Raw genomic sequence first — 23,420 nt, 5'->3', positions numbered from 1 at the left:
ATAGGAATCCTGATATTGATACTTGTTGTTAAACAAGGTTGATGTCGAAAACTGCGCGTCCTTAGCTCAGCTGGATAGAGTACCTGGCTACGAACCAGGCGGTCGGAGGTTCGAATCCTCCAGGACGCGCCACTTATTAAAAGCCTCGCTTATTGCGAGGCTTTTTTGCATCTGCCTTCTCCAAATGTAGTTCTTGTTCTCTCTCCCTACGCTTTCTTTTGTGGCCGAATTTTGATGGATATCCACTTTGGATGTAATTCGCCTTTTCTCAATGCTTTTGTTCTAAGAAAACCGAAGTTATTCATGCCAACACATTGCGAAATAAAGAAAATTGACCTAATCGTTTATATACCCTGCACCCCAAGATTACTTGGGAATAACTACCATTAAGAAAGGATGCTTCAATGATAGGTAAGATATTGACGAGTGGTGCGTTAGGAATGTTATGTGTGGCTCAAGTGGCCTCTGCTGCCGAAGGGGATGACGTACCACAACGAGCACAAACGGTGGGGGACGTCATAGACCGTCCTGGCGTGCTTACGCCGAAAGGAACGTGGTCATTCGACTCATCATTCAACTATACGCAAAACTCCTCAAATAAGGTCTCTGTGGTTGGTTATACCGTGTTGCCAACGCTTATTGTTGGGCGTATTGAAGTGAGTGATGCTGATCGAACGACGATGACCTTTGGTTTGACGACTCGTTATGGCCTTACTAATGCGACTGAGCTGGAATTTAGATTACCGTATGTTTATCGCAATGATCAGCTTTCAGTCCGTCCGATTCAAGATGGTTCCAATGATGATGTGATTAACACGACGATTGATGGTGGTGGGTTAGGGGATCTCGAATTCGCGATACGTCACCAATTTAATTTTGAAAGCGCCCCTTATTGGATTGGTGGCTTTCGAGTTAAGTCGGATACTGGCCGTTCCCCTTATGATGTATCTATAGATCAAGGTAGTAATTCGTTCAGTGACGTGCCAACTGGTTCCGGTTTTTGGAGCTTTGAGCCCAGTGTGACGATGATCTATCCAACCGCACCCGCCGTGTTGTTTGCTAATGTTAGTTATATTTATACATTAAAGGATACGGTGTCGACAGGCGATTCCAAGGTTGACATCGACCTTGGCGATACTATTTCACTATCCGGAGGAATGGGGTTTTCTGTCAATCCCAGTTTGTCTTTTTCTTTAGGGTTGAGCCATAAAACGATCTTAAAAAGTAAAATAAACGGGTCGACTTCGGATGAAGCGAAGTTACTTCAACTTGACTCATTCACGTTTGGTGTTAACTATGCATTTAACAAAAAAACGTCAATTAATGTAAGTGCTCAAGCGGGATTAACCGAAGACACGCCAGATTTTCAGTTAACGATTCGGGTTCCGTACAACCTTTAGGGCAGGGAATGCTGCGATATCAAAATGGCGATGAATGTAGCACTGACATCTCACATGTTGACATCTTACATATTAGGGCTTAGGAACGCCGAGGCGAAGACAAAGACAAAGAAAGATGGAAGCGAAAGACAGTTAGCTTGTTATCCATCGCCTGAGGATGAGCGGGGGGGCGAAGTCGAAAGTTTGATTTGTCGCAGAGAATAAATTGTCGCTATTATTCCCATTTGTTCAGTGATTTTGATTTATTCAGTGGTTGAGTAAGGCATCTTCTAGTCGCTGATTATTTCGAATTTGCTGCATTACACCACTGACTTGGGCATCGATATCAACAAGTGTATTTAATCCGATCACGCTGTTATCGGTGGTGTTTTGAATGATGTTAATGATGCTTGAGTTGATAAGTTCAGAGCTGATAATGGTAGGACTCTGTGGGGCAGACATATCAGGGCTATTCGATGTACTGTCACCAATAAGATTGCCATCGCCAAATTGAATGATATTTACGATACCTTGATCAAATTGTTCACTGTTGATCGAACCAGAACCATTTATGGCGTGGATATTGGTTAGGTTACCATTTTCAATGACTAAGTTCGCGATGGTAGTATTTAGTAGACTTTCACCATTGATAGTTGTTGAGATGCTCAGGCCAATATTGATCACGTAGTCGTCTGCAACTTTAAATCCGCCGCGATATTGAGATAAAGCCTCGTTTGTCACAGGCTTGAGTGCGTCAATCGACAAGCTATCGGCTTTAGTCAATAAACTTAACATAGCGGTGATAAGTACTAGCGTTACTTTTATTAAGCTCATGCCCATCTGCCTCCCATGTTTGTCTATCTGTAGTTAAAGTTCTCACCGTCAATAGGTAGAGAATTACTAAATACACCTAAAGATCCACGTTCGATACCGTTTCCCAGTGGTGGTGAATGGTAAATTGAAAAGTCATCGTCAGTGATGAAACTTGTTCGCCCGATTTCTGCTTCATTTCGAACTAATAGCACAATGCCTTGGTAGTATTTTTCAAATTGTTCGACTTTCATGACCATTGTGCCCCGAGAGGGATCGCCCAATATAACAGAGTCATTATTCATCCCCCTGATCACGACAAAATGCATGTAGCCGTCAAAGTTCACCAATGTGATGCCGGGCACCCCAAGCTTTTTGATCTTCTCTAACCCAATCTGAAAACCGTCAGAATTTAGACCGAGAGAAGCAAGGTGGACTTTCATATCAAGAAGAGAGAATCCTTTTTCTTTGATTTTTTCTTTATCACCTCTGTCGTACATACTTTGAAAAATCTGCTCTTCCGTAGATGGCGCTTTATAGTGGTAGGTCAGCAATGAAGCCAGTGCAGCCGAGCCACAACTGAAGTCGTACTGTTGACGAAACACATCTCCAAACACAATTTCTTTGTAGCTCTTTACGGGCACAGAGTAATGCGCTCTATGAGGAAGAAACTCTAAAGCACTGGCTGATGCTGAAATTGCCAGCATCAGCCAAGTGAGGTTATGAACTAATTTCATAGTATTTACTTGAGTGTCAGGTTAACGACGGTTGAGTTCTGGATAAGTACGTTATTCCCAGTATTTTGAATCACGCTCGATATCCCTGAACTGTCTGCGAACGCACCTGGAGATAAAATATTATTTCCGCTAATGGTGTTATTGGCGACGTTATCTGACGATATCCCATAAACATCTGATTCGGCATAGACAAGGTCAAGATCGATATCGACATGTTGACCACCTCTTGCTTCACTCATTGTTTCGAGACTAACACTTTCGTCAGACAACGTTATCTCATCAGCGTTGGCGGAAACGGCAATTATCATACCCAAGGTACACAGTGCCAAACGCATCGCTTTCTCCTAATAATGCTCATTAGTCGCCAGTAAAGACACTCGCATTGGTTGCTACAGATTGTTGAATCAGTGCATTACCGCCAGCGCTTTGTGCCACAGTGGTAATACCCGCTGCGCTACCCATACCGCCTAGGTTATTCACATTATCAACACGAACAGTAGAATCTTTGTCCATTGCTGAGTAGTTAACCGACGTTGAACTAACAGAGCCCATCACTTCAGAGTTTGCAACGACCATATCAGTGTCGATTTCTAGCGTGTTAAAGCTATTCGCAGTGTTAGTGCTTGAATTGCTGTTATCGCTATTGTCGTTGAAGCTATTCGCGATGCTATTGTCACTGTTGTCACTGTTATCGCTGTTATCGCTGTTGTCGCTGTTGTCGTTAAAGCTACTAGCGATACTGTTGTCGCTGTTATCACTGTTGTCACTGTTGTTACTGTTATCGTTATGACTATTAGCTGTAGCAGTGTTCACACTCGAGTTCGAGTTATCACTGTTATTACTGTTGTCATTGGCGTTACTAGTGCTGTTGTCATTGTAACTGTTAGCAGTATTCATACTCGAATCTGAGTTGTCGCTGTTGTTACTATTGTCACTATTGTTGCTGTTGTCATTAGCGTTGCTAGTGCTGTTATCGTTGTAACTGTTAGCAGTGTTCATACTCGAATTTGAGTTGTCACTGTTGTTGCTGTTGTCATTCGCGTTATTGGTACTATTGTCGTTGTAACTGTTAGCGGTATTCATGCTCGAATTCGAGTTGTCATTGGCATTACTCGTACTGTTGTCATTAGCATTGTGAGTGCTGTTGTCGTTGTAACTACCATTCGTACTCGCGTTAGAGTTGTCGCTATTGTTACTGTTATCACTGTTATTGCTGTTGTCACTATTATCGTTGAAGCTATCAGCAAGGCCTAGTGATTGGGTGTTGCTGTTGTCGTTAGCATTATGAGTGCTGTTGTCATTTGCGTTGCTTGTACTGTTGTCGTTGTAGCTCGCATTAGTACTTGCATTTGAGTTGTCGCTGTTATTGCTATTGTCGTTAGCAGCAGTAGCGCTATTGTCATTGTAACTAGCGTTAGTACTCGCATTTGAGTTATCGCTGTTATTGCTGTTGTCATTAGCATTACTAGCACTATTGTCGCTGTTGTCATTAAAGCTATCAGCAAGACCTATCGACTGCATATTGCTGTTATCGCTGTTGTCACTGTTATTGCTATTGTCACTATTGTTACTGTTGTCATTCATGCTATCAGTGACTGAAAGCGTGTTAGCACTGTCATCCCACTGATTGTTATTTTTGCCATCATCGACATCATTGTTAGCTAATGCATTACCACTCAATAAAATCGCCGACATTGCGATAGCAAGCCCTGTCTTGTTAAGCGTCATAATTGATCACTCCGTTTCCTGTATTCCTGTTTAAAAATGACTGCATGTAAACTTCTTGCTGCCTCTTTTGGCTTGGAAGCGCTGGAAGTATAGGAATAAGATCAATAGGCAGTTTCTCAATAATGAGAAAAGTTACTGCTCAGCTGATTGAATAAGGTAGGCCTATATTTCTTTCGTATATGAAAGCGTTTTATAGTCATCAAGTTAGGTAGGCGGGTTTGGTTAAGAATGCTTCGAGTATGAGTTTTGAACGGTAAAAAGGTTGAAAAAGTACGTACGTTGAAAGCTTTAGGGCAATCTGTTTTAAACGCATTTGTGGTTTGCGGCGTGTGGTTTAGAAAAAGCCCTTATTTATAACAAGGGTTTAGTAAATAAAAGCATGAGATTGACTGATTGTGGCAAGGAATATGGTAGGCCTTTCTAATGTATGTCTTTGTTGTTTCCTTGTTATAAAGTCAGACTGAGGTGCTATATTTCATCTATTGATTTCTATTATGGTTAAAACATAAACGTAATGTTCGGCGCCTGGAGGGAAGTGGTAAAAGTGCCGACAAGATGGAGGATACATGGGAACAAAATACCTTCTCCTACTTGCAGAAAATAACTTACAAACCAGTTTGATTGCGAAGCAGCTTTCATCAATAAGCGAAGTGAAAATAACAATTTGTTTGCCACAAGAAGCGGTGTTTCGTAGCCACAGTATTAACGTGGATTTAGTGTTTATCGATTACGACTACATGCTGCAATTGGAATCAACAAATTGTCTACCAGATTTTGATCTCTTTGGTTGGCCATTGATGATCCACAACGTACCAGGTGACCAAGTAGATAACCAGTTACTGCGTTGGAAATTACTAAAGGGTATTTTATTGCGTGATGCATCCGTCGCGCACATCAGTGAAAGTGTGGGGTATATTTTTAAAGGGGGCCTTTGGTTGCCGAGAAGTTACTTAGAGACACTGATCAATAACTATCGCCATTCAAATGTCGTGATGGAATGTCATCATGATGATTTAACTAGTCGTGAAAGGCAAATTTTGGAATTGCTTGCCTACGGTATTTCGAATCAGCAAATCGCTTCGCAATTGTTTTTGTCTGAGAGTACGGTTAAAAGTCATATTTATAAACTATACAAAAAGCTCGATGTTCATTCACGGCATGATGCTATCAAGATGGTTAGAATGAATGGAGGGCTAACTACCTAGTGAATGTGTTTAAAACAGCGCGCAATAGAGGGCTTTTGGCGGTTTATTCAATGCGTAATTAGTCATGTGGCATTAAATGGAACTATTATTCTATTTTATTGAGAAGAGAATCTTTTCTGATAACATTCTTCGCCCCACCTTAGCCTTTCTTTTCAACTCAGTATTGCTGTCGTCTAATGTTGCGCGTCTGTTTTGTGTGAGTTAAATTTGTGTATATTTCTGTTTTTGTTTCACTTTTTTTGTTTGTGTTCGTTTGGGTTTTGAAATCCGAATCGCAGTTTTTGTCATTACTTTCATTTAATGTGGTTATATGTTGAACAATGCCATTGAGAAAGAGGATTTTCTCTCGAAATGTGATCTGGGTGGTGAATAAATAGTCAAAATTTGAGGTTATTTAGAAGCTTCCTTAAACAAAATTGACAAAATTTAACCAATCGAGATAATCCATTGATCGGGATTTAACGTTATTAAAGTCCTGCGTATTGTCAGGATGACAAAGAAAGGAAGCAACATGACAAATATAGGAAGCCTGCTAGTAGATGCGGCCACCCTGATGATCACAGGGATGACAGTCGTATTTATTTTCCTCACTATTCTCGTTTATCTCGTTCGGCTACTGTCTAAATTGGTACCAGAAGAAGTACCTGAGCCGATCGCAGCACCAAAAACAAATACCAATATTCAATCAACCTCTTCCGCTGTTAGTCCACAAGTAGTGGCGGCGATCTCGGCTGCGATTCATCAGCATCGTGCCGCGGTTGCGAAGTAGCCGAAAGATAGGATTAAAAAGGAGTTTAAGAGCATGTCTAAACCACTAGCTATTACCGATGTGGTCCTTCGTGACGCCCATCAGTCCCTATTTGCTACGCGTATGCGTATCGAAGATATGCTGCCTATCGCAGCTGAGTTAGATAAGGTTGGTTATTGGTCTTTAGAGACCTGGGGGGGAGCGACGTTTGATGCGTGTATTCGTTTTTTAGGAGAAGACCCATGGGATCGTCTACGTGAATTGAAAAAAGCAATGCCGAACACGCCAATGCAAATGTTACTTCGTGGGCAAAACCTTTTGGGATACCGCCATTATGCTGACGATGTCGTCGAGAAGTTTGTGGAGCGTGCTCATGCTAACGGTATGGATGTTTTCCGTATTTTTGATGCGATGAATGATGTACGCAACTTTCAGACTGCGGTCAAAGCTGCGGTAGATGTTGGCGCTCACGCTCAAGGCACGTTGTCGTATACGACAAGCCCGGTACACAATGCCGATACTTGGGTCGACCTCGCGAAACGCCTAGAGGATCTAGGTTGTCACTCTCTATGTATTAAAGATATGTCTGGCCTGCTTAAACCTTATGAAGCAGAAGAGTTGATCACACGTATTAAAGCTTCATGTGATGTCCCATTAGCGCTGCACTGCCATGCAACAACAGGTCTATCGACGGCAACAGCGGTGAAAGCCGTTGAAGCAGGGATCGATATTCTTGATACCGCCATTTCTTCGATGAGTTGTACTTATGGCCATACACCAACAGAAACGGTTGTTGCGATGTTGCAAGGTACGGAGCGCGACACGAATCTAAAACTTGAACAACTTGAGCCTATTGCCGCTTATTTCCGTGATGTTCGCAAGAAGTACGCGAAGTGGGAAGGGCAGCTAAAAGGTGTCGACTCTCGCATTCTTATTGCCCAGGTTCCTGGTGGCATGCTTACTAATATGGAAGGTCAGCTAAAAGAGCAAGGTGCTGCAGATCGCCTTGATGAAGTTTTAGAAGAGATTCCACGCGTACGTGAGGATCTCGGTTTCATTCCTCTTGTGACACCGACGTCTCAGATCGTGGGTACTCAAGCAGTGATCAACGTTCTGACTGGTGAGCGCTACAAGAGCATCACTAAGGAAACGGCGGGAGTACTAAAAGGTGAATATGGCGCGGCGCCAGCTCCTGTGAATGCAGAGCTGCAAACAAAAGTACTTGATGGCAAAGAAGCGATCACATGTCGTCCTGCTGATTTGCTTACCGCAGAAATGGAAACGCTAACGGTTGATCTGATGGAAAAAGCACAATCCGATGGCATTAAGTTAGCAAGTGAGCGTGTTGATGATGTGTTGACCTACGCACTGTTCCCTCAAGTTGGCTTGAAGTTCTTGAAAAACCGTGGAAATCCAGATGCATTTGAGCCAGCACCTACAGTAGAAGTCGCCAAACCTGTTGCTGCGCCAGCGACTCAGCCTACCGCTGGTGGTGTGGAGACATACAGTGTACGTGTTGATGGGCAAGTGTATGAAGTCGAAGTTGGTCCTCAAGGGCAGTTAACTTCCGTTACGCCAAGCTCAGCGTCTGCCCCTGTTCAATCTGCTGTGCCTGCGGTTCAAGCAAACAGTGCCGCAGAAGCAATCCCGGCTCCTCTTGCAGGGAACATTTTTAAAGTCAATGTTCAACCGGGAGCGGAAGTTGCGGAGGGGGATGTTCTTTTGATTCTTGAAGCAATGAAGATGGAAACAGAAGTTCGTGCCGCTCGTGGAGGCGTGGTGCAAGAGTTAAATGTGAAAGAGGGAGATGCAGTTACAGTTGGCTCTCCTCTTCTGAGTCTGGCGTAAGGGAGCATCATGGACGGATTGATGACCTTATGGTCAGAAACGGGGATCGCGAACTTTGAGTTCGGCCAAATCTGTATGATGTTAGTTGGCTGTACTTTGCTGTTTTTGGCGATCAAAAAAGGCTTTGAGCCACTGCTATTGCTACCAATTGGTTTTGGTGCCATCTTGGCGAATATCCCAAATGCTGGTTTTACAGAGCCGGGCGGTCTGCTGTATTACGTTTATTACATAGGGATCGAATCGGGCGTGTTCCCGCTCTTGATCTTCATGGGCGTAGGTGCGATGACCGACTTTGGTGCTTTGATCGCGAACCCGAAAACGCTTTGGTTAGGTGCAGCTGCCCAGTTTGGTATTTTCGCTACCTTGTTTGGCGCGATCTTATTGAACTATGTGCCGGGTATGGAGTTTTCCATGGCGGATGCTTCGTCTATCGCGATCATTGGTGGTGCAGATGGCCCTACTGCGATCTTCCTTGCCAGCAAGCTTTCTCCAGATCTACTTGGTGCGATTGCCGTGGCAGCATACAGCTACATGGCGTTGGTGCCGATTATTCAGCCACCGATCATGAAAGCATTGACGACGAAAGAAGAACGCCAAATCAAAATGGCTCAGTTACGCCATGTTGGTAAGTGGGAAAAAGTGCTGTTCCCGCTAGCGGTGTTACTCATGACGATTTTGTTCTTACCGTCTGCGACACCATTGGTTGGAATGTTCTGTTTAGGGAATTTGATGCGTGAAGCGGGTGTCGTGGATCGTCTCTCTAAAACCGCACAGAATGAGCTAATTAATATTGTCACGATCTTCTTAGGTCTTGGCGTCGGTTCTAAGCTACAAGCGGAACAATTCCTCAACTTAGAAACACTAGGTATTTTAGGGCTCGGTGCTGTGGCTTTCAGTATTGGTACTGGGTCGGGCGTTCTGATGGCGAAGCTTCTCAATAAGTTTTCTAAAGAAGACATTAACCCTCTTATCGGTGCAGCAGGCGTTTCTGCAGTACCGATGGCGGCACGTGTCGTGAATAAGGTTGGTTTAGAAGCAAACCCACAGAACTTTTTGCTGATGCACGCAATGGGTCCTAACGTTGCTGGCGTACTGGGGTCGGCTGTCGCTGCTGGTATATTGTTAGCATTGGTTGGTTAATCGGAATATTAAAGAGTCTGGTGGGAAATCGGCGACATAGAATTATCCACCAATTTACAAATTGACGATTAACTTCGATAAACAAAATGGTTTATAGTCAAAGGGATGCTTTCGCATCCCTTTTTGTTTTCTCTCAGGGAATGGGTTATGGAACACAAACAGATAGCGATTACCAAGTTCGGCGATGCCGACGTTCTTGCGATTCAAACGACGTCAACACCAATACCTAAAGCGGGGGAAATCCTCGTAAAAGTTGCCTACTCAGGCATCAATCCTATCGATGTAAAAACACGTGCGGGATTAGGATGGGCGGCTGCACAGAACAAAGACAATTTACCTTGGGTGCCCGGCTATGATATTTCAGGCAAGGTTGTCTCTTGTGGTGAGCAGACGTCACGTTTTGAAATCGGTGATGCTGTGGCAGGCTTTATCGGCTTTCCTGTTCGCGGTGGCGGCTATAGCCAATACATTTGTGTTCCAGAGTCCGAACTCAGCCGTGTGCCAAATACGGTCACGCTCGAAGCTGCAGCGGTTTTACCTTTAGCGGGTCAAACCGCAGCTCAAGCGCTAAGCAAAGCCAACGTCACAGAGGGGGATCGAGTGTTGATTCTAGCCGGTGCTGGTGGCGTTGGGCACCTCGCTGTTCAAATCGCGGTAGCGACCAAAGCGGAGGTTTTTACAACGTGCAGTGAACGAAATTTAGACTACCTCGCAACGCTGGGCGCACATGCAGTGAACTATCAATTTTCGCCAGTGTCAGAACGTGTTGAAGATGTAGACGTGTTGATTGATCTTGTTGGCGGCGATGCGGCACTGGATGCACTGAAGTGTCTAACAGACAATGCGCGAGTTATCACTGTTCCGACAATTACCGCTGAATTGATTTGTGAAAAAGCAAAATTACTTGGTTTTGAAGCCAGTGGGATGTTGGTTGAGCCAGACCGTGAGCAACTCGATACCTTACTTTATATGGTTGGGGTCGGGCTGCTGAAAACTGAAGTACAACACGTCTATCCGTTCAATGAAGTAGCTGAGGCTCACAAGCAAGTTGAATCAGGACGGACGCGAGGCAAGATCTTGCTTGATATGACATGTTAGAGGCATTCAATGCTGCCTTTGAAAACCTAGCATTATGGTTTTCTGATTCTGCATTGTGGGTATTGTTCATGACTGGATTTCTCAGTGCCACCTTACTACCGGGTGGCTCTGAAGCAGGATTGATCGCAACCCTTTCTTTAAACCAGTATTCCGTATCTTCTATCATCATGGTTGCCACGATCGGTAATACCCTTGGCGGCTTAACTAATTATTGGCTCGGTTTGTGGATTCCGAACAAAACGCAAGATGAGAAGTACGGCCATACCGCGTTGAAGTGGCTATCGAAATACGGTTACTGGGGGTTGTTTTTTAGCTGGTTGCCTGTGATTGGTGACCCGCTATGTTTAGCGGCAGGATGGTTAAGGATGAAATTTCTGCCGTGTTTAGTACTTATATTTTTAGGCAAAGCGGCAAGATATAGCTTGTTAGCTGCCATCTATCTCGGATTATTTTAAGGAAAGCGCATGAGAATGTTTTGGGTTGGTGCGTGTTCACTGCTAGTGATCACGGGCTGTGCATCAAACGCTCCGGTATCATTACCGGATGGTGTTACTTTTGTCGAATCGTCGAAAGCAGAAGATGGGAAAGTCAAAATCCCATACCAGAAATATCTACTGGATAATGGTCTCACGGTGATTCTGGCGCCAGAAAGTTCAGACCCACTTGTACACGTTGACGTCACCTACCATGTAGGCTCTGCGCGTGAGGATATCGGAAAATCAGGCTTTGCTCACTTCTTTGAGCATATGATGTTCCAAGGTTCTGAAAATGTCGGTGATCAGCAGCACTTTAAAATTATCACTGAAGCGGGTGGCACACTTAACGGTACCACTAACCGTGACCGCACTAACTACTTTGAAACTGTGCCGGCGAACCAGTTAGAAAAAATGTTGTGGCTTGAGTCAGATCGCATGGGCTTTTTGCTTGATGCCGTATCGCAACATAAGTTTGAAATTCAACGTTCAACCGTTAAGAATGAACGCGCTCAACGTTACGATAACCGTCCATATGGTTTGATTTGGGAGCGCATGGCAGAGGCCTTATACCCAGAAGGGCACCCATATTCATGGCAAACCATCGGCTATGTTGAAGATCTCGATCGTGTCGATGTCAACGATTTGAAAGCATTCTTCTTACGTTGGTATGGCCCAAATAACGCGGTCATCACCATTGGTGGTGATATCGACGTTAAACAAACGCTTGATTGGGTAAATAAATATTTTGGCTCTATCCCTCGTGGTCCTGAAGTTGAAAATGCACCGAAACAACCTGCGAAGCTAGAAGAGAGTAAGTACATTACGCTGGAAGATCGAATTCAACAGCCTATGGTCATGATCGCATGGCCAACCACCTACAGCGGTGAAGCGAGCCAAACGTCACTTGATACTCTATCAAGTGTGCTGGGTAGTGGTACGAATAGCGTGCTATACCAAGACTTGGTGAAAACACAAAAAGCGGTAGATGCTGGTTCTTTTCATGACTGTGCAGAGTTGTCGTGTAATTTCTACGTTTACGCCATGGGAGACTCTGGCGACAAAGGCGATCTTACTAAGTTGTATGATGAGTTGATGGCATCGCTGGATAAGTTTGCCAAAGACGGCGTAACCAAAGATCGCCTTGAACAATTGAAAGGCAAAACGGAAGCTGATGCGATTTTTGCTCTAGAAAGTGTGAAAGGTAAAGTAACGCAACTGGCGTCGAATCAAACATTCTTTGGTAAACCGGATCTGATTGAAGAGCAACTTGAACAGCTTCGTGCGGTGACGCCTGAATCCGTAGAGAAAGCATACAGTGATTTCATTCAAGGTAAGAACAAGGTAACGCTGAGCGTTGTGCCACGTGGTAAGACCGAACTTGCGGTAAAACCTGCCACTTTCGTTACACCAAAACGGACATTGCCGGAATACGAAAAAATCACCGATGATCAGTTAGCCTACCGTCGTGCCACGGACAACTTTGATCGTTCAGTGCAGCCATCAGTTGGTGCACCAGTTGAAGCGACAATGCCTAAACTGTATGACATTCAATTTGGCAATGGCTCTAAATTACTTGGTACAGTGAGTAATGAAACGCCAACCGTAATGATGCAATTTAGCCTGCCAGCGGGTACTCGTTATGTCGATAAAGGTAAAGAAGGGCTTGCTCAGCTGACTGCTGCGATGCTTCAAGAAGGGACGACTAAGCGGAGCGTGGAGCAAATTCAAGCAGAATTAGATAAGCTTGGCAGCGTTATTTCTGTTGATGCTTCAGGTTACACGACGGACATTAGCGTATCAGCATTAGAGAAGAATCTAGCATCCACACTTAACATTGTTGAAGAGATGCTATTATCACCAGCATTTAAGCAGGAAGACTTTGCCCGCGTCAAAATGCAAGCGCTAGAAGGGCTTGTTTATGAGCAGCAAAATCCGAGTTGGATGGCAGCACAAGCAAGTCGACAAGTGCTTTATGGAGACTCTGTATTTGCCCGACCTCAAGACGGTACACAAGCAGGTTTAACCGCACTGACGTTAGATGATGTTCGTGAGTTTTATACTCAGCACTACACACCGAAAAATGCTCAGATCATCGTCGTTGGTGATGTAAGTAAAGCCGAACTTGAAAAACAACTGACGTTTTGGGCGAATTGGGAAGATGAGGCTAACCCAAGCTACGATCCACAAAGCATTGCGCCTTTAGGTGAGCAAAAAATTCATCTGGTTGATAAACCAGGGGCGCCGCAGAGTGTGGTGATGTTGGTACGTCAGGGAATGCCTTATGACGCAACAGGTGATTTCTACCTTGCTCAATTAGCAAACTTTAACTTGTCTGGTAACTTCAATAGCCGCATCAACCAAAACCTTCGTGAAGATAAAGGCTACACTTATGGAGCCTTTGGTTACTTCTCAGGAAATGTGGAAACTGGCTCTGTTGTCTTTACTGCTCAAGTGCGTGCAGATTCAACCGTTGAGTCTATTATTGAGTTCGAAAATGAGCTTAATGAGTACTCTCAAGCTGGTATGACGGATGATGAGTTGAAATTTATGCGACAAGCAGTCGGTCAAAAAGATGCGCTGAAATATGAGACGCCAACACAGAAAGGCAAACTTATCAGTGATATTTTGAAATACGATTTAGACCAAGACTATTTGCAGCAACGAAATGCCATCGTCGATACCGTTGATAAACGGACACTGGATGCGCTTGCGCAAAAATGGTTTGACCCGAACGACTATCAAATCATTGTTGTCGGGGATGCGAAATCACTTCGTCCTCAACTAGAAAAGTTAGGGAAAGACGTGGAAGAGCTTGAAATCATTCGATAGAGCACACATTTAATAGCGGAGAGGAGACTCTCCGCTATTCGTTTCTGACTAGATAAATGACTTTTTGATGGGTTATTTATCTAGATGGATTACATATCAATAACTTAGCTTTCACTTGCCATGATGTAAGTGACCTGCTCCCAATATAAGCGAACCTCATTTTGACTGATTTTGCTGCGCGACTAAAACAAGTTGCATCAAACCCGGAAGTATTTACGCAGTTTGGACGCGGTGTTGAGCGAGAAACCTTGCGCTATCGTCAGGATGGACACCTAGCAACAACGCCTCATCCTGAGGGGTTGGGCTCAGCGTTCACAAACAAATGGATTACGACAGACTTTTCTGAGTCTCTACTGGAGTTTATTACGCCGGTGTCGCATGAGATCCCTGAACTGATGGGGCAATTAAAAGATATCCACCACTTCACGCAAACTAAAATGGGTGAAGAAAAAATGTGGCCACTTTCCATGCCATGTTTTGTGGGGAGCGAAGATGATATTCAGCTTGCTCAATACGGATCATCAAATTCAGCCAAAATGAAAACGCTTTACCGTGAGGGGCTAAAACGCCGTTACGGTAGTTTGATGCAAATTATCTCTGGTGTGCACTTTAACTTTTCTTTCCCTGAATCATTCTGGGATGCACTGCATGGTGAGCAAGATGAAGACACGCGTCAAGAGACAAGATCGGCGGCTTACTTTGCTTTGATTCGTAACTACTACCGCTTTGGTTGGATGATTCCATACTTCTTTGGTGCATCTCCGGCGCTGTGTGGTTCTTTCATTCAAGGTCGCGAAACGGATCTGCCATTCGAGAGCGTAGGTGGCACATTATACCTCCCAAAAGCGACCTCGTTGCGCTTGAGTGATCTCGGTTACACCAATAGTGCGCAAAGTGTACTTAAGATTGGCTTTAACAGCATCGAGCAGTATCTTGATGGTTTGAGTGATGCGATTCGTCGTCCATCTGAAGAGTTTGCAAAGATTGGAGTGAAAGAGAATGGTGAATATCGCCAACTTAACTCAAATATTCTGCAAATTGAGAATGAACTTTACGCCCCAATTCGTCCCAAACGCGTAACGAAGAGCGGTGAAAAACCTTCTGAAGCATTACAGCGTGGCGGTGTGGAATACATTGAAGTTCGTTCTCTCGACGTCAACCCATTTAGTGCTGTTGGCGTAAGTGAAGAACAAGTTCGCTTCCTCGATCTGTTCTTAACATGGGCAGCATTGTCAGATTCCGACCCAATGGATGGTTGCGAACTTGAGTGCTGGCGTGATAACTGGAACAAGGTCATTGTATCTGGTCGTGAGAAAGGCTTAATGCTGCAAATTGGTTGTCAAGGTGAGCGTTTGTCTCTGCAAGACTGGGCGCATCGAGTGTTTGCTGAATTACGTCAAATTGCGGTCGAGATGGATGCGGCAACAGGCGGAAGTGCCTACCAAGCTGTATGTGAAAAATTAGAAGAGTGGATTGATAATCCTGAATTAACGATCTCTGGCCAAATTTTAGAACTTACAAAAGAGTATGGTGGTTTAGGCAAAGTAGGTTGTGCGTTAGGCATGAAATTCCGAGAGGAAAACTTAGCCCACGGTTATGAACAATATTCAGAAGCCATGATGGAAGCGGAAGTGAGCGCTTCAGTTGAGAAACAGCAACAAGCCGAGCTGAGTGACACATTGTCATTTGATGAGTTTCTTGAAGACTACTTTGCGTACCTGAAAAAATAACACCAATGCTTACCTAAATAGGTATAAACATAATAAGGACAGGGATTGGACATTAAGCCGTTAGTGGTGTCTGTGCTTGGGAGCGTATTGTTAGCTGGTTGTGCTACTGCGCCCCCAAAACAACAGGACAACCTATGTGAAATATTCCGCGAAAAATCGGGTTGGTATGACGATGCCAAAGACATGGAAGAAGAATGGGGAACCCCAATTAATGTCGCCATGGCGATTATTAAGCAAGAGAGTAGCTTCCGTCATGATGCCAAACCACCCAAAGATTATATCCTTGGCTTTATCCCTTGGGGGAGAGTAAGTAGTGCTTATGGTTATGCACAAGCTCAAGACCCTGCTTGGGAAGACTTTCAGAAAGCAACGGGTCAAGGTGGTTCACGTACCAACTTCGATGACTCAATGATGTTTGTTGGTTGGTATACCCACGAAACGCGTCGCCAATTAGGCATCTCGTTGTGGGACCCATATAACCAATACCTTGCTTATCATGAGGGGAGAGGTGGTTATAAACGAGGAACATATAAGAGTAAGCCGAGTTTGGTAAAGGTCGCAAGGCGAGTTGAACAAACCGCAAAAACGTATGGCTGGCAGCTTAAGCAGTGCCGCCAAGAATTAGAAAACAGCAGTAGCTGGTTCTTTTAACTCCAAATAGTCGAGTTGAGGAATAAATGGAAAGCAATGCCAATGCCTCAATATGTTGAGTGTTGGTGGTTACAACCAGGAGAGACGTAATGCCTTTATTAGACAGTTTTACCGTAGATCACACTCGTATGCATGCCCCAGCGGTTCGCGTGGCAAAAACAATGCAAACTCCAAAAGGGGATACGATCACAGTCTTTGATTTACGTTTTACCGCCCCAAACAAAGACATTCTTTCTGAGAAAGGGATCCATACGTTAGAGCACTTGTATGCTGGCTTTATGCGCAATCACCTAAATGGTGACCGCGTTGAAATCATTGATATTTCGCCAATGGGCTGCCGTACAGGTTTTTACATGAGCCTAATTGGTACGCCTTCAGAGCAACAAGTGGCTGACGCTTGGATTGCAGCAATGGAAGATGTGCTAAAGGTTGAGAGTCAAAATAAAATCCCAGAGCTGAATGAATACCAATGTGGTACGGCTGCGATGCATTCATTGGATGAAGCAAAGCTAATCGCGCAGAATATTCTTGATGCGGGAGTTTCAGTCAACAAGAACGATGAACTTGCTTTACCAGAATCGATGTTGAAAGAACTTCGTATTGATTAAGCACTATCAGGTTTACTGAATATCAAGTTTGAATAGCTACAAATTTGAATAACAGAGAGCCTGACACATTGTCAGGCTCTTTTTGTACTTGGTCCTGTTTTGTTCTTTGCTTAGTCAGGCTAGCTGCTCTTTTTAAGTTTCGGAAAAACTTTGACAAGTTTTATACGGTTTTCCTCGATGTTGACGATTTCCATCGGGTGGCCGGCAACATGCACACTCAGGTGGCTTTCGGGAATGTCTTCTAAATGCTCAAGGATCAGACCATTAAGCGTTCTTGGGCCGTCAGTAGGCAGCTTCCACTTCAAGCCTTTGTTGATGTCACGGATATTCGTACTCCCCTCTATCAAAAAGCTCCCATCACCTTGGGGAGTAATTTCCTCAGAAAGACTTGGTGCGATAGAGGTCGTGAACTCGCCAATAATTTCTTCCAAGATATCTTCTAATGTGACGAGACCATTGATGTCACCATATTCATCAACAATGAGGCCGATACGCTGTTTGTTGCGCTGGAACTTCAACATCTGAACATTGAGAGGTGTTCCCTCAGGAATGTAGTAAACCTCATCCGCCGCTCGCAATAAGGTTTCTTTAGTGAACTCGTTTTTTTCTAACATCAAACGATAGGATTCACGTAATCGTAGCATGCCGACGACTTCGTCAATTTGATCACGATAGAGAACAATGCGGCCGTGTGGAGAGTGAGTTAGCTGACGAACGATCGATTTCCAATCATCGTTTATATCAATGCCAGTTATCTCATTTCGAGGCACCATGATGTCATTTACAGTGACGTGTTCTAAGTCGAGAATAGATACCAGCATGTCTTGGTGGCGTCGAGGAATAAGACCTCCGGCTTCATTAACGACGGTACGCAACTCTTCCGAGCTCAAGTGATCTTCCGTGGCGTGATCGGCTTTTACACCAATTAAACGGATAAAACCGTTGGTAATGAAGTTGACGAGCATTACCAGTGGTGACAGCACTTTCATCAGTATCGTCAGGAGGATACTACTCGCATAGGATACGCGTTCGGGATAAAGGGATGCGATCGTTTTTGGTGTGACTTCTGCGAAGACTAAAACCACCATGGTCAGTGCACCTGTTGCTATCGCCACACCTAAATCACCATACAAACGCATGCCTAAGATGGTTGCGATAGCAGAAGCAAGAATATTAACGAGGTTGTTGCCGATAAGAATGAGACCAATAAGGCGATCGGGCCGGTCGAGAAGCTTTTCGACTCGCCTTGCCCCTTTATGCCCATTATTGGCTAAGTGCTTTAAGCGGTAGCGGTTCAAAGACATCATCCCTGTTTCTGAACCTGAGAAGTAACCTGATATGACGATCAGACACGCGAGTAGCGCAAATAAGATACCCGTAGATATGTCGTCCAAAACGCTGCAGTTCCTTGTATGTGTTTATTTAATTTATGACCGACCATGGTCACTTCGTCAATGAGCTTTATTCAAGTATTGTCTATCTAAGTGCTATCGAGCTAAGTGTCGAGTTAGGTGCTCTCAAGAGAGCCGTTTATCAAAATCACAGAGATAAGTAAGCGTTACTCTATTTTATTTGCAGGCCAATATAAAGGATAAGGAGCACAAGGCTCCTTATTTATTCTATTTAGCCGATAAAGCATCAGCTTAAAATGATCTCTTTCACAAATCGACTGCCGAAGTAGGCTAATGTGAGCAGGGTAGCTCCGGCAACGGCAAACCATGTTACCTTTTTGCCTCGCCAACCTTTGCGGTAATGGCCCCAAAGCAAAACAGAGTAGACAATCCAAGCAATGAAAGACAATACGCCTTTATGAGCCTTGCCTTGAGCAAACATATCATGAACAAAACCAAATCCCGTAATGAGTGTTGCAGTGAGCAACAGGTTCCCGATCATAATGATTTTAAACAACTGACGTTCTACCATCATGAGAGGGGGCAAATTGGGATTGATTGCAAGAGATTGCTTTGTTTTCAGTTTGTGATCAAGCCAAGCGAGTTGAAGTGCATACAAAGCGCCAATCGTTAGTGTGGCATATGAGAACAGCGCAAAAGATATGTGGATGAGCAGTTTAGGATCGTTTTCTAAGTGCTTGATGAAAGTACTTGGCAAAAATGTCGCTGCGGTTAAGTTAATCGCGGCAAAGCTATAAACGACGGGCAATAAAAACCATAAGCGGTTCTTTAACATCGCTACGCTCATCACTAGCGAGATAATAAAGCTAATGAGTGATGCGACATTAAGAATGCTGAGGTTCTGTCCATAGCCGTGAAAAATCAAATCACCCAAAATCCAAGCATGAAAGACAAGCGCGCATGCCGCACTGGCAAACACGGTTTTTACTTTGATGCCAGACTGCTGAGAGAGTCCGGGTATAATGGTCGCAATCGCCAAGACGTAAAGAATGGCCGCTGCGATGGCAATTAAGCTATCCATGAATCCTAAAGGTAGTTGTGCTCTGTGGTGAAAATTATACCTTGCATTGGACGTTGGGGCTATGCCGAATGCCTCAACAATCATGAGAGATGAGATATTGAAATTCATAAGCTTGCCCACGATATAACAATAGACAAGCTCAACGGGTATGACTGTGACGTTGGCTAAGGTATACTCACACTAATTAATCGCCATTTTAGCGAAGAGACAAAGATGTTTGAGAATTTAACGGATCGATTATCCAAAACGCTGAAGAATATCAGTGGCAAAGGTCGTCTGACTGAAGACAACATTAAAGAAACCCTACGCGAAGTTCGCATGGCCCTACTTGAGGCAGACGTTGCGCTTCCTGTTGTACGCGAATTCGTTAATCGCGTAAAAGAAAAAGCGGTCGGCGTAGAGGTATCTAAATCACTGACGCCTGGTCAAGAGTTCATCAAGATCGTTCAAGCAGAACTTGAAGCGGTAATGGGTGAATCTAACGAGGCGCTTAACCTAGCCGCCCAGCCGCCAGCAGTACTATTAATGGCGGGCCTACAAGGTGCGGGTAAAACCACATCGGTAGGTAAATTATCTAAGCTGCTTAAAGAGCGTGATAAGAAGAAAGTTTTGGTTGTATCTGCCGACGTTTACCGTCCAGCTGCGATCAAACAGCTCGAAACACTCGCATCAGACATTGGTGTGGATTTCTTCCCATCTTCACCAGATCAAAAGCCAATTGATATTGCGAATGCGGCAATCGACCACGCGAAGAAGAAATTCTATGACGTATTGATTGTCGATACAGCGGGTCGCTTGGCTATCGATGAAGAAATGATGGGTGAAATTAAAGATCTTCACTCAGCGATTAACCCTGTAGAGACACTGTTCGTTGTTGATGCAATGACGGGTCAAGATGCGGCGAACACAGCAAAAGCGTTCGGTGATGCGCTACCGCTAACTGGTGTGATTCTGACGAAAGTGGATGGTGATGCACGTGGTGGTGCCGCGCTATCGGTACGTCATATTACAGGCAAACCAATTAAATTCTTGGGTGTGGGTGAAAAGACCGATGCATTAGAACCATTCCACCCTGATCGTGTTGCATCGCGCATTCTAGGTATGGGTGACGTACTGTCACTGATTGAAGACCTACAGCGCAATGTTGACCATGAAAAAGCAGAGAAGCTAGCGAAGAAGTTCAAAGAGAAGAAAGGCTTCGACCTTGAAGACTTCCGTGAACAGCTAGGTCAAATGCAAAACATGGGCGGCATGATGGGCATGCTAGACAAGCTACCAGGTATGTCTCAGCTGCCATCGGATGTAAAAGATAAAGTTGACGATAAGATGTTCAAGCAAATGGAAGCAATCATCAGCTCCATGACAATGAAAGAGCGTCAACGCCCAGAAATCATCAAAGGTTCGCGCAAAAAGCGTATCGCAGCGGGTTCTGGTGTTCAGGTTCAAGACGTTAACCGTCTACTGAAACAGTTTACCCAAATGCAGAAGATGATGAAAAAAATGCAGAAAGGCGGCATGAAAGGCATGATGCGCAATATGCAAGGCATGATGGGCGGAATGGGTGGCGGTGGCTTCAATCCATTTGGTCGTTAATCGATTGCCTAGACTTTAGTTTCAGGGTGTTAGCTGCATCACAAACTTAAATTTTAATTTATGTTGGCGAAAAAGTAGCTAAACCCCTTGCATTGAACCGGGATAAGAGTAAAATTCCGGAGCTTTATTTTGGCACGAGACCCCAGACTGTTTCATTCATAAATGGTTTTTGGGGTTAATTTTATTTTTGAGAAAGCAAAGAGGACGACATGGTAACCATTCGTTTGGCACGTCACGGCGCGAAGAAGCGTCCATTTTATCAAATCGTAGTTGCGGATAGCCGTAACGCAGCAACTGGCCGTTTCATCGAGAAAGTTGGTTTCTTTAACCCAACTGCACAAGGTCAAGAAGAAGGTCTACGTCTAGATCTAGACCGCGTTAACCATTGGGTTGGTCAAGGCGCGTCTCTATCTGACCGCGTTGCTAAGCTAGTTAAAGACGCTCAAAAAGCGGCTTAATTCTTACTAAGAAGTAGAAATTAGCTTATGTCGATGAAAGGTAAAGAAACAATGAGTGACAATAGAATTGTTGTAGGCAAGTTTGGTGCTACTTACGGCATTCGTGGTTGGCTCAAGGTTTTTTCCTACACAGACAATGCTGAGAGCATTTTCGATTACAGCCCTTGGTTTGTTAACCAAAAGGGTTCGTGGGTTGAGTACAAAGTTGAAAGCTGGAAACGTCATGGCCAAGGTTATGTCTGTAAACTAGCTGAATTAGATGTTCGTGAAGACGCACAACTGATGACGAACTTTGAAATTGCTATTGACCCTGCGGTACTACCTGAATTGTCAGAAGATGAATTCTACTGGCGCGAATTGTTTGGGATGCAAGTGGTAACCAATAAAGGTTACGATCTGGGTGTCGTTTCTGACATTCTAGAAACTGGCTCAAACGATGTTTTGGTGGTTAAAGCAAATCTTAAAGATGCTTTCGGGCAGAAGGAACGATTAATTCCGTTCCTTGAAGAGCAAGTGATCATCAAAGTTGATCGCGAAGCTCAACGGATCGAAGTTGACTGGGATCCTGGATTCTAATCTCCAAAATTACAGAGCGAGATAAACATGTGGGTTGGCGTAATTAGCCTTTTTCCTGAAATGTTCCGTTCTGTTACTGATTTTGGGGTAACAGGTCAAGCGGTTAAAAAAGGTCTTTTGTCTATTGAGACTTGGAATCCTCGAGATTTCACTCATGACAAACATCGCACTGTCGATGACCGACCTTACGGTGGTGGTCCTGGTATGTTAATGATGGTTCAGCCTTTGCGCGATGCCATTCATACCGCGAAAGAAGCCTCACCGGGTAAGACGAAAGTCATTTACCTCTCTCCTCAAGGTCGCAAGCTCGACCAGAAAGGGGTTGAAGAACTGGCAACGAATGAGAATTTACTTCTTATTTGTGGTCGTTATGAAGGGGTAGATGAGCGCATCATTCAATCTGAAGTCGACGAAGAATGGTCGATTGGGGATTTTGTGATGACGGGTGGTGAGATACCAGCCATGACGTTAATCGATTCTGTCTCGCGGTTTATTCCGGGGGTACTAGGGGATTTCGCGTCAGCAGAAGAAGATTCTTTTGCAAATGGCTTGTTAGATTGCCCTCACTATACGCGTCCTGAAGTGTTAGATGGCAAAGAAGTACCAGCGGTACTGATGTCAGGTAACCATAAGGATATTCGTCACTGGCGACTAAAACAGTCGTTAGGCCGTACTTGGCTAAGAAGACCAGAGCTCCTGGAAAACCTAGCTCTGACTGACGAACAGGAACAATTACTTGCTGAGTTCATCAGTGAACATAACGCAAAGTAACCTAATTTATTTAGTATCAGTTTATTCTAGGAATTTATAAAATGAGTAACATCATCAAGGCTCTTGAAGAAGAGCAAATGAAGCAAGACCTACCTAAATTTGCACCAGGTGACACTGTTGTAGTTCAAGTTAAGGTAAAAGAAGGTGAACGTGAGCGTCTACAGGCTTTCGAAGGCGTTGTAATCGCAATCCGTAACCGTGGTCTTCACTCTGCTTTCACTGTACGTAAGATCTCTAACGGTGAAGGTGTTGAGCGTGTATTCCAAACTCACTCTCCAGTTGTTGATAGCATCGAAGTTAAACGCCGCGGTGCAGTACGTCGTGCCAAGTTGTACTACCTACGTGAGCGTTCTGGTAAGTCAGCTCGTATTAAAGAGAAACTTGCTAAGAAGTAATGCTATAACTAGCGTTCTCATAGTAAATAACGGGGTCGAGCAATCGACCCCGTTTTTTTGTTTGTAATTTGTAATATCAATATTCCGCGCGATTTTTATGGTCTAAACCATCAGCAACGCTTTGAAAGCTATATTTCTCGATTAACTATATTTCTCGACCAACTCAATTGCTCGATTAACGAGCAATAAAAAAGGCTGATGCGTATA

22 protein-coding genes and 1 tRNA gene are annotated in these 23,420 nt (G+C 44.2%); 17 read left to right on the top strand and 6 right to left on the bottom strand.

Annotation, left to right across the window (positions count from 1 at the left end):
* Positions 1-55 precede the first annotated feature (55 nt).
* A tRNA-Arg gene (locus VA249_RS11805) sits at positions 56-132 on the top strand.
* Positions 133-404: 272 nt separating this feature from the next.
* Positions 405-1,400, top strand: a complete 996-nt coding sequence (locus VA249_RS11800; RefSeq protein ID WP_221068105.1) for a transporter — start codon at positions 405-407, stop codon at positions 1,398-1,400.
* 246 nt (positions 1,401-1,646) lie between these two features.
* Here VA249_RS11800 and VA249_RS11795 read toward each other — a convergent pair whose 3' ends face one another.
* Genes VA249_RS11795 through VA249_RS11780 form a run of 4 tightly spaced genes read right to left on the bottom strand, consistent with a single transcriptional unit; the run spans position 1,647 to position 4,654 of the window.
* A complete protein-coding gene (locus VA249_RS11795; protein WP_225923910.1) occupies positions 1,647-2,213 on the bottom strand; it encodes a hypothetical protein in 567 nt (188 codons plus the stop codon).
* A 23-nt stretch (positions 2,214-2,236) separates the two neighbouring features.
* Entirely contained in the window at positions 2,237-2,926 is a 690-nt protein-coding gene (locus tag VA249_RS11790; RefSeq protein WP_221068103.1) for a C39 family peptidase, read from the bottom strand.
* A gap of 5 nt (positions 2,927-2,931) precedes the next feature.
* Positions 2,932-3,261 carry a carbon storage regulator gene (locus VA249_RS11785; RefSeq protein ID WP_128810198.1) on the bottom strand — a complete coding sequence of 110 codons (330 nt, stop codon included), beginning with the start codon at positions 3,259-3,261 and terminating at the stop codon, positions 2,932-2,934.
* 22 nt (positions 3,262-3,283) lie between these two features.
* Positions 3,284-4,654: a dentin sialophosphoprotein gene (locus VA249_RS11780; RefSeq protein ID WP_221068102.1), complete on the bottom strand. Its 1,371-nt coding sequence runs from the start codon at positions 4,652-4,654 to the stop codon at positions 3,284-3,286.
* 566 nt (positions 4,655-5,220) lie between these two features.
* On the opposite strand from VA249_RS11780, the gene VA249_RS11775 reads away from it, so the two are divergent.
* From VA249_RS11775 to luxS, 10 genes are all read left to right on the top strand, one after another.
* Positions 5,221-5,859 (top strand): helix-turn-helix transcriptional regulator, encoded by a 639-nt coding sequence (locus VA249_RS11775; protein WP_221068101.1) that lies wholly within the window; start codon positions 5,221-5,223, stop codon positions 5,857-5,859.
* A gap of 511 nt (positions 5,860-6,370) precedes the next feature.
* Positions 6,371-6,628, top strand: coding sequence for an oxaloacetate decarboxylase subunit gamma (locus tag VA249_RS11770; RefSeq protein ID WP_221068100.1), 258 nt, complete (start codon positions 6,371-6,373; stop codon positions 6,626-6,628).
* Between the two features lie 33 nt (positions 6,629-6,661).
* Positions 6,662-8,455 carry a sodium-extruding oxaloacetate decarboxylase subunit alpha gene (oadA, locus tag VA249_RS11765; RefSeq protein ID WP_221068099.1) on the top strand — a complete coding sequence of 598 codons (1,794 nt, stop codon included), beginning with the start codon at positions 6,662-6,664 and terminating at the stop codon, positions 8,453-8,455.
* A 9-nt stretch (positions 8,456-8,464) separates the two neighbouring features.
* Complete coding sequence (locus tag VA249_RS11760) at positions 8,465-9,595, top strand: sodium ion-translocating decarboxylase subunit beta (RefSeq protein WP_221068098.1); 1,131 nt, start codon at positions 8,465-8,467, stop codon at positions 9,593-9,595.
* Positions 9,596-9,742: 147 nt separating this feature from the next.
* Positions 9,743-10,693 (top strand): NADP-dependent oxidoreductase, encoded by a 951-nt coding sequence (locus VA249_RS11755; protein ID WP_221068097.1) that lies wholly within the window; start codon positions 9,743-9,745, stop codon positions 10,691-10,693.
* Positions 10,687-11,148 (top strand): YqaA family protein, encoded by a 462-nt coding sequence (locus VA249_RS11750; protein ID WP_221068096.1) that lies wholly within the window; start codon positions 10,687-10,689, stop codon positions 11,146-11,148. The genes VA249_RS11755 and VA249_RS11750 overlap by 7 nt, the downstream gene beginning before the upstream one ends.
* 9 nt (positions 11,149-11,157) lie before the next feature.
* A complete protein-coding gene (locus tag VA249_RS11745; RefSeq protein ID WP_221068095.1) occupies positions 11,158-13,998 on the top strand; it encodes a M16 family metallopeptidase in 2,841 nt (946 codons plus the stop codon).
* A 161-nt stretch (positions 13,999-14,159) separates the two neighbouring features.
* Entirely contained in the window at positions 14,160-15,728 is a 1,569-nt protein-coding gene (gene gshA / locus VA249_RS11740; protein ID WP_221068094.1) for a glutamate--cysteine ligase, read from the top strand.
* Between the two features lie 45 nt (positions 15,729-15,773).
* Positions 15,774-16,379 carry a transglycosylase SLT domain-containing protein gene (locus tag VA249_RS11735; protein ID WP_211915993.1) on the top strand — a complete coding sequence of 202 codons (606 nt, stop codon included), beginning with the start codon at positions 15,774-15,776 and terminating at the stop codon, positions 16,377-16,379.
* 89 nt (positions 16,380-16,468) lie between these two features.
* Complete coding sequence (luxS, locus tag VA249_RS11730) at positions 16,469-16,987, top strand: S-ribosylhomocysteine lyase (protein ID WP_221068093.1); 519 nt, start codon at positions 16,469-16,471, stop codon at positions 16,985-16,987.
* Between the two features lie 119 nt (positions 16,988-17,106).
* Here luxS and VA249_RS11725 read toward each other — a convergent pair whose 3' ends face one another.
* Together VA249_RS11725 and VA249_RS11720 are read right to left on the bottom strand one after the other, a co-directional pair.
* On the bottom strand, positions 17,107-18,381 hold the full coding sequence (locus VA249_RS11725; RefSeq protein ID WP_221068092.1) for an HlyC/CorC family transporter: 1,275 nt from the start codon (positions 18,379-18,381) through the stop codon (positions 17,107-17,109).
* 244 nt (positions 18,382-18,625) lie between these two features.
* Complete coding sequence (locus VA249_RS11720; protein WP_128810208.1) at positions 18,626-19,420, bottom strand: cytochrome C assembly family protein; 795 nt, start codon at positions 19,418-19,420, stop codon at positions 18,626-18,628.
* 213 nt (positions 19,421-19,633) lie between these two features.
* On the opposite strand from VA249_RS11720, the gene ffh reads away from it, so the two are divergent.
* The 5 genes from ffh to rplS all read left to right on the top strand — a co-directional run bounded on the left by ffh (position 19,634) and on the right by rplS (position 23,213).
* The gene (gene ffh / locus VA249_RS11715; RefSeq protein WP_128810209.1) at positions 19,634-21,013 is read left to right on the top strand and encodes a signal recognition particle protein; all 1,380 of its coding nucleotides are present in this window, start codon (positions 19,634-19,636) and stop codon (positions 21,011-21,013) included.
* 209 nt (positions 21,014-21,222) lie between these two features.
* A complete protein-coding gene (gene rpsP, locus VA249_RS11710; protein WP_004410028.1) occupies positions 21,223-21,471 on the top strand; it encodes a 30S ribosomal protein S16 in 249 nt (82 codons plus the stop codon).
* Between the two features lie 27 nt (positions 21,472-21,498).
* Positions 21,499-22,047 carry a ribosome maturation factor RimM gene (gene rimM / locus VA249_RS11705; RefSeq protein WP_128810210.1) on the top strand — a complete coding sequence of 183 codons (549 nt, stop codon included), beginning with the start codon at positions 21,499-21,501 and terminating at the stop codon, positions 22,045-22,047.
* Between the two features lie 27 nt (positions 22,048-22,074).
* On the top strand, positions 22,075-22,818 hold the full coding sequence (gene trmD / locus VA249_RS11700) for a tRNA (guanosine(37)-N1)-methyltransferase TrmD (protein ID WP_211915995.1): 744 nt from the start codon (positions 22,075-22,077) through the stop codon (positions 22,816-22,818).
* A 41-nt stretch (positions 22,819-22,859) separates the two neighbouring features.
* Positions 22,860-23,213: a 50S ribosomal protein L19 gene (gene rplS / locus VA249_RS11695; protein WP_128810212.1), complete on the top strand. Its 354-nt coding sequence runs from the start codon at positions 22,860-22,862 to the stop codon at positions 23,211-23,213.
* The last annotated feature ends 207 nt before the right edge of the window (positions 23,214-23,420 follow it).

The organism is Vibrio alfacsensis (assembly GCF_019670485.1).
Taxonomy (GTDB): Bacteria; Pseudomonadota; Gammaproteobacteria; order Enterobacterales; family Vibrionaceae; genus Vibrio; species Vibrio alfacsensis.
The sequence above is the reverse complement of the archived record's forward strand: the minus strand, read 5'-3'. Positions and strand labels throughout refer to the sequence as shown.